General features: G+C 34.2%; 8 protein-coding genes. 6 read left to right on the top strand and 2 right to left on the bottom strand.

Annotation, left to right across the window (positions count from 1 at the left end; translation table 11 throughout):
- The first annotated feature begins 339 nt into the window (after positions 1–339).
- Genes CD172_RS05900 through dltD form a run of 5 tightly spaced genes read left to right on the top strand, consistent with a single transcriptional unit; the run spans position 340 to position 4,561 of the window.
- Entirely contained in the window at positions 340–471 is a 132-nt protein-coding gene (locus tag CD172_RS05900) for a teichoic acid D-Ala incorporation-associated protein DltX (protein ID WP_081858211.1), read from the top strand.
- A 20-nt stretch (positions 472–491) separates the two neighbouring features.
- Positions 492–1,946: a D-alanine--poly(phosphoribitol) ligase subunit DltA gene (gene dltA / locus CD172_RS05895; protein WP_103345755.1), complete on the top strand. Its 1,455-nt coding sequence runs from the start codon at positions 492–494 to the stop codon at positions 1,944–1,946.
- Positions 1,943–3,163, top strand: coding sequence for a D-alanyl-lipoteichoic acid biosynthesis protein DltB (gene dltB, locus CD172_RS05890; RefSeq protein WP_060550651.1), 1,221 nt, complete (start codon positions 1,943–1,945; stop codon positions 3,161–3,163). Before dltA ends, dltB begins: the two co-directional genes overlap by 4 nt.
- A gap of 16 nt (positions 3,164–3,179) precedes the next feature.
- Positions 3,180–3,416, top strand: a complete 237-nt coding sequence (gene dltC / locus CD172_RS05885; RefSeq protein ID WP_037566769.1) for a D-alanine--poly(phosphoribitol) ligase subunit 2 — start codon at positions 3,180–3,182, stop codon at positions 3,414–3,416.
- Positions 3,413–4,561, top strand: a complete 1,149-nt coding sequence (gene dltD / locus CD172_RS05880) for a D-alanyl-lipoteichoic acid biosynthesis protein DltD (protein ID WP_103345754.1) — start codon at positions 3,413–3,415, stop codon at positions 4,559–4,561. The genes dltC and dltD overlap by 4 nt, the downstream gene beginning before the upstream one ends.
- Before the next feature lie 218 nt (positions 4,562–4,779).
- Here dltD and CD172_RS05875 read toward each other — a convergent pair whose 3' ends face one another.
- Positions 4,780–5,022, bottom strand: a complete 243-nt coding sequence (locus CD172_RS05875; RefSeq protein ID WP_037572314.1) for a NifU family protein — start codon at positions 5,020–5,022, stop codon at positions 4,780–4,782.
- Between the two features lie 104 nt (positions 5,023–5,126).
- Here CD172_RS05875 and CD172_RS05870 point away from each other — a divergent pair, with 104 nt between their 5' ends.
- Entirely contained in the window at positions 5,127–5,453 is a 327-nt protein-coding gene (locus CD172_RS05870; protein ID WP_060550653.1) for a YuzD family protein, read from the top strand.
- A 94-nt stretch (positions 5,454–5,547) separates the two neighbouring features.
- Here the strand turns inward: CD172_RS05870 and CD172_RS05865 are convergent, their stop codons facing one another.
- Entirely contained in the window at positions 5,548–6,612 is a 1,065-nt protein-coding gene (locus CD172_RS05865; RefSeq protein ID WP_060550654.1) for an NAD(P)/FAD-dependent oxidoreductase, read from the bottom strand.
- Positions 6,613–6,647 lie beyond the last annotated feature (35 nt).

Below are 6,647 nucleotides of genomic sequence, written 5' to 3'. Positions count from 1 at the left end.
CATCATTATATTTAAGTTTATGATTTAACCTATAGTGAATAATATAGTATGATGAAAAACAAACATACGTCACGTGCGCTGTATGTTTGTTTTTCTACGACTTAAGCCCTATTTAGTTTAAATTTCACTTAAATTATTCAAAAAATGAGATATAATGAGTGAATAGTATTATAATATTACGTGTGTAAATGAATGGAACAGATGCATGAGAAATGTGACGGATGTTTTAAATTGGGAAAAGCTATAAGGAAGTCAGTGTTAAACTAGGGACGCATTGGGTCACTTCTGGTAATACCAATTCTATGCACGACAATTTTTTAGAAAAGAGAAGTGAGTACTATGAAATTGGCAGATCATGTGTATCTAAAGTCATTTTTATTAATGGTGTTTTATTTCGCTATTATGATGGCTTTATACTTGTTGTACGGGGACAGCGGTGCACAAAGTACATTTGTCTATAACGAATTTTAAACTAAGAGGGAGTGTTAACGATGAGAGATATTTTAGAAGCCATTCGTTATTTTAGTGAAGCCACTCCAAATAAAAATGCTGTACAACATCAAACTGATGCTTTAACTTATTCCGAATTAGAAGCATATTCAAATCAACTTGCAATTCAATTAAAGGATGAGACACAACCGATTGTTGTTTATGGACATATGTCGCCATATATGATTGTTGGAATGATTGCAGCATTAAAAGCAGGATGTGGCTACGTACCTATTGATTATTCGATTCCTGCGAATCGTATCGAATCAATTGTTAACAGGATTCAACCAAGTCTGTTTTTAAATACAATGACAGATACAATGACGTTAGATAATGTCAAAGTTGTTGACGTTAAAACGTTGAACCTTACAGGGGAAACAGCTCATGTTTCAAATATTCAACCAGATTCAATCGCATATACTATTTTCACTTCAGGTTCAACGGGTGAACCTAAAGGTGTACAAATTTATTATGATAGTTTAGTCGATTTTGCTAATTGGGTAGACGATTTAAATCAAAATAAAGAAGGTCAAGTATGGTTGAACCAGGCACCACTTTCGTTTGATTTATCAGTGATGTCAGTGTATCCGGCATTAGTTTCTGGAGGTACCATTCAATTTGTATCAAAAGATATGATTATTAACCCTAAAGCGTTACATGAGCTATTTGTTGCTCAACCGATAGATGTGTGGGTGTCTACACCTTCATTTATGGAAATGTGTTTACTAATACCTTCATTTAATACAGAACACATGCCGAATTTATCGACATTCTTATTCTGTGGTGAAGTATTTGGCCATAAATCTGCACAACGCTTATTAAAACAATTTCCGCAAGCTGCGATTTACAATACGTATGGCCCTACGGAAGCGACAGTTGCCATTACAAGTATTTTGGTGACACAAGATGTATTAGATCAATTTGAGAGTGTACCTATCGGTCAACCGAGACCAGGCGTAAACTTACGTGTCACAGATGAAAATGAACTTGTTATAGAAGGATCATGTGTAAGTGCTGGTTACGTCAAAGATGAAGAACGCAGTGCACGTGTGTTCTTCGAGACAAATGGAACGCGAGGTTATCTCACTGGAGATAGTGCTAAATTTGTAGACGATCAATGGTTTATCCAAGGACGTATTGATAATCAAATTAAATACAACGGTTATCGTATGGAATTAGAAGAAATAGAGGCGAAATTAAACCGTTTAGATGAAATTATTAATGCGATGGTTGTGCCTGTACGCAAAAATAATAAAGTAAAATTACTTAAAGGTGTGCTTCAATTATCATCTCGAGATTTAGATGAAAAAGAAGCGATTAAAGTCATTAAATCCCGTATTAAAGAAGAATTACCGGATTACATGATTCCACAACAGTGGGTGTGTGTTGAGCAAATGCCGTTAAATAACAACGGTAAAATCGACCGAAAAATGATTAACGAGGTATACCAATCATGACACCATATGCTTCATTTCACTTTTTCTTAATCGCGTTTATCATTTTATTACCTGTCATCATTTTAGGGTTATTCGGTAAACGTTCTAAAATTTATAATGCACTCAGCACAATCGTCATGTTGGTCATCATTTTTGCAGACCACAAACATAACTTTTTAGGAATTAAATATTTAAGTTATCATACGATGACGTTTTTCCTATATATCATTTGGCAAGTTTTAGTGATTAAAGGGTATGAAAAACTCAATAAAAATAAAGAAAAGAATTCGACAGCGCTATATGTCACAGTACTTTTCTTATCACTTTTACCTTTAATTGCCGTTAAAGTACTTCAAAGCTCATGGTTAGGAACTGGACAAGTACATATATACAGTTCTAAATTACTTGGCTTATTTGGCTTTTTAGGTATTTCATACATTGCATTTAAGAGTATCCAATTGATTATGGAGATTCGAGATCATTCTATTAAAGAAATACCTCTCAGAAAATTGTTGGCATTTATGACGTTCTTCCCAACAATATCATCAGGACCAATTGATCGTTTCAGACGTTTTGTTAAAGATGATAAAAAAGTTCCGGATGCAGCACAATACAAATTACTCCTAGAAAAAGCAGTACACTTTGTGATGTTAGGGTTCTTATACAAATATATTGTGGCATTTTTAATTCAAAAATATGTAACAACCCCAATGGGCAACCATCTGACAACGTTTACTGATTATTGGATTTACATGTATGGATATACGTTCTACCTATTCTTTGATTTTGCAGGATATAGTTTATTTGCGGTAGCATTTAGTTACATTTATGGTATTCAAACGCCAATGAACTTTAATAAACCATTTATCGCTAAAAACATTAAAGACTTCTGGAATCGTTGGCACATGTCACTGTCATTCTGGTTCAGAGACTGTGTATATATGCGTATCGTCTTCTTTATGACGAAGAAGAAATATATGAAATCAACGTTTCATATTTCAAATCTTGCATTTTTAGTCAATTTCGGAATTATGGGGATTTGGCATGGTCTTGAATGGTTCTATATCATTTATGGTTTATATCATGCAGCATTATTTATAGGTTATGCGTATTATGAAAAATGGCGTAAAAAACGTTTTGGCCAGCTCAAACATCCATTTTTCAATGTAATGGGAATACTCATTACATTCCACTTTATAGCTTTTGGACTATTAATATTCTCAGGAAAACTGATTTAATTTAGGAGTGATTGATATGGAATTTAGAGAACAAGTATTAAATATTTTAGAAGACGTTACAGAAGATAGCATTGTTAAGGAACAACCAGATGTTCGTTTATTTGATGAAGGTATTTTAGATTCTATGCAAACAGTACAACTTATTTTAGCAATTCAAAATGAGTTGGATATTGAAGTATCAATTATGGACTTCGATCGTGAAGCATGGGCAACACCAAATAAAATTGTTGAAGTATTATCTGAATTACAATGAAGTTAAAACATCCAGCAATTTTAGCTTTTCTCGTTAGTGGACTTTTATTTGGTGCTTTTGTTTTAATACCTGCATCATGGCTTCAGCCTAACTGGTCTCACCAGAAATTGTTAAAACAACAAGTTGCAAATTCTGATAACGTCATTAAAGGATCTGCCATTCAGCATGCCATGTTAAAAGATAAAAACTTTTATCCTGTGTATGGGTCAAGTGAACTGCGTAAAGACGACCCGTACCAATCTGTTATCTTGTTAAAAGGTAAAAAGCCAGACTTATTTTATGTAGGTACGGGTGGACAAACAGATTTATTACAGGCTATTGCTTTGGGTGCGCAATATGATCAGTTAAAAAATAAAAAAATGACGATCATTATTTCACCGCAATGGTTCACACGAAAAGGTATGTTAGAAAATAACTACTTAGGTCGTGTGTCTAAAGTTCAGATTAACCGATATTTCGATAATCCAAATATACCGAATCATCTTAAACAACGTCTCGCTCAACGTTTATTACATTTTAAAACAAATAAGCATGATGACTTTTTAAAACAGGTCGCTAAAACAGGTGAAGTTAAAGGTCATTACTTAAACCCATTTTATGCGAACCATTTAGAAAAAATGGAAATTTTGAAAAGTTATATTCCGATGTCTGTAGAAACAGATAAGTTAACCAAACTGCTTGATAAATCTAAACCAAATACAAAATCATATGCACAATTAGATAAGGAAGCTGAAAAGTATGGTAAAAGCCGTAGTTCAACGAATCCTTATCGCATTAAAGATGAATATTGGAAACTGATTAAACAAAATAAACGTCCAATTAGTCGTCAACATGAGTTCCACATGAACTCTCCAGAATTCAAAGATCTTGCACTTTTAGTAGACCTTATGAAAGCTGGTAATGCAGATGTACAATATGTCGTCCTACCTGTAAATGGTAAATGGTATGATTCTATTCATGTTGATAGAGAACGCCGTCAAAAAGTGGATGAAAAGATTGTGAAAACTATTTCATCTCATGGTGGCAATGTACACGACATGACAGATCAAGACTATAAACCATATGTGATGAGTGATGCAGTACACATTGGTTGGCGCGGTTTAGTAGAACTAACTGAAAAAATTGAGAAACATATTCACTCATAAAAATGAAAAACAGTAACATGATTCGTGGTCATGTTACTGTTTTTGTATATTTTAAATGAATGGCAAGGTTAGATGATTTCAGTACATAAAGCTTGGTAGACATGACGTTTATCAATATAAAACACCCCTTAAAAGTATTAATTACAAGCTTTTAAGGGGTGTATGTGTTGTCGGCAAGCCCGAACAAGAATAAGTGATTTATTTTAAAATATGCGATATTAAAAAACTTGTTCAACTTCAATAACGCCAGGCACTTCTTCAACGAGTGCACGTTCAATTCCGGCTTTTAAAGTAATGGTACTACTTGGACATGTGCCACAAGCGCCTAATAATTGAAGCTTTACAATTCCATCTTCAACATCGACGAGTTCACAGTCACCGCCATCGCGTAATAAGAAAGGACGTAATTTTTCGATGACCTCAGCAACTTGGTCATACATTGTTGCATTTTCAGTTGGCATGTAAAATGCCTCCTTTCAAGTTAAATGGTTCTAATTCCTCTTATTTTTTTATTATAATAGAATCAGTAGTAAAAATCTATAATAGAAACAAGGGGAGAGTATTGATGACTAAAGTGAGTGTTGTCGTTTATGGTGCTGACGTCATTTGTGCCAGTTGTGTGAATGCACCCAGTTCTCAAAACACATATGAGTGGTTACAGTCGATTTTAGCGCGTAAATATCCAAATATTCAGTTCGAGTATACGTATATAGATATTGAAAAAGATACTGAAAATCTATCTGACCATGATCAGCAATTTATCGAACAAATCCAAGAAGATGAATTATTTTATCCTCTTGTTACAATGAATGATGAATATGTTACAGATGGTTACGTCCAACTCAAACCGATTACACGGTTTATAGATGAACATATTGTAAATGAAAAATAAGGTACCTCATTTTTCATATAAATATGTAAATATGACATTTATCTACTATAATTCAAAACGGAATGGAACATGCGTCCCATCCCGTTTTTTAATGTTAACCGTTATGATGTTTATAAAGCCATAACACACCAGATTTTAAGATTGATGCAAGACGACCTGTTACAGTCTTATCCATGACATATGCAAAGCCTTTTTTCTCACCAAGTGAGCCTAAAAATCCTTGGATTTTAATGTCTGGCATTTGTTCAGGTAATGGTTTACCTTCCCATTTTGTTTTTAAAACAGATGCGATTTGATCTGCTTGTTCTTCTGCAAGTTGCGCACTTGGTGCATGTGGTAAGTCTGCGCAATCTCCTACGACATATACATTAGGGTATGTCGGAACTTGGTGATACTGATTTAAAATAACACGATTGCTGCGACTTAAATCAACAGGTAAATTACGGACTAACTCAACAGGTTGAATCCCCGCTGTCCAGACGATTAAATCGTGTTCATTTTTCGTTTCTTTATTATATAAAATACCAGGTTCTACTTTAACAATGTCTGAATTTGGTACAACAGTAACATCATGTTGTTCAAACCATTTTTTTACATAATTACTTAGTTTTTCTGGAAATTGATTTAGGATGCGATCGCCTCTATCATATAAAAAGATTTTAATATCACTACGGCTTTCACGTAAAGCACTTGCAAGTTCAATGCCGCTTAATCCAGCCCCTACAATGCCAACTTGAGAATTTGAAGGCAATTCACTAATATCATGGTATGTTTTGCGCGCACTTTGTAATGTTTGAATACTATATGTATACGCTTTAGCCCCAGGCACATTATGATATTTGTCTTCACAACCTAATCCAATAATCAATTCATCATAATCTACACGTGTTTGTCCCACTGAAATGATTTGTTGCTCTAGATCAATATCAGTGATTTCGCCATATACCACATTCATTCGTTCTGATTTAGGAAAACCTACTCGAACCTCTTTATCCGATTTAGAACCTGCCGCAAGCGCATAAAATTCTGTTTTTAACCCGTGATAAGGCATACGGTCAATAAGTGTTACCTGATAATCATCTGGTAGTGCCTCTGGTAAGATACGAGACAAAATACGCATGTTGCCGTAGCCGCCGCCTAACAATACTAAATTCTTCATTATAAATTCCCCTTTAATGTTGATTTTATATGCTC

Origin of the sequence: Staphylococcus agnetis (assembly GCF_002901865.1) — a bacterium.
GTDB lineage: Bacteria > Bacillota > Bacilli > Staphylococcales > Staphylococcaceae > Staphylococcus > Staphylococcus agnetis.
This window is presented reverse-complemented; position numbering and strand designations above follow the sequence as displayed.

Excerpts from the sequence above, each read along its gene's own strand:
- CD172_RS05900 (WP_081858211.1), top strand. The coding sequence starts at position 340 with ATGAAATTGGCAGATCATGTGTATCTAAAGTCATTTTTATTAATGGTG.
- dltA (WP_103345755.1), top strand. The coding sequence starts at position 492 with ATGAGAGATATTTTAGAAGCCATTCGTTATTTTAGTGAAGCCACTCCA.
- dltB (WP_060550651.1), top strand. The coding sequence starts at position 1,943 with ATGACACCATATGCTTCATTTCACTTTTTCTTAATCGCGTTTATCATT.
- dltC (WP_037566769.1), top strand. The coding sequence starts at position 3,180 with ATGGAATTTAGAGAACAAGTATTAAATATTTTAGAAGACGTTACAGAA.
- dltD (WP_103345754.1), top strand. The coding sequence starts at position 3,413 with ATGAAGTTAAAACATCCAGCAATTTTAGCTTTTCTCGTTAGTGGACTT.
- CD172_RS05875 (WP_037572314.1), bottom strand. The coding sequence starts at position 5,022 with ATGCCAACTGAAAATGCAACAATGTATGACCAAGTTGCTGAGGTCATC.
- CD172_RS05870 (WP_060550653.1), top strand. The coding sequence starts at position 5,127 with ATGACTAAAGTGAGTGTTGTCGTTTATGGTGCTGACGTCATTTGTGCC.
- CD172_RS05865 (WP_060550654.1), bottom strand. The coding sequence starts at position 6,612 with ATGAAGAATTTAGTATTGTTAGGCGGCGGCTACGGCAACATGCGTATT.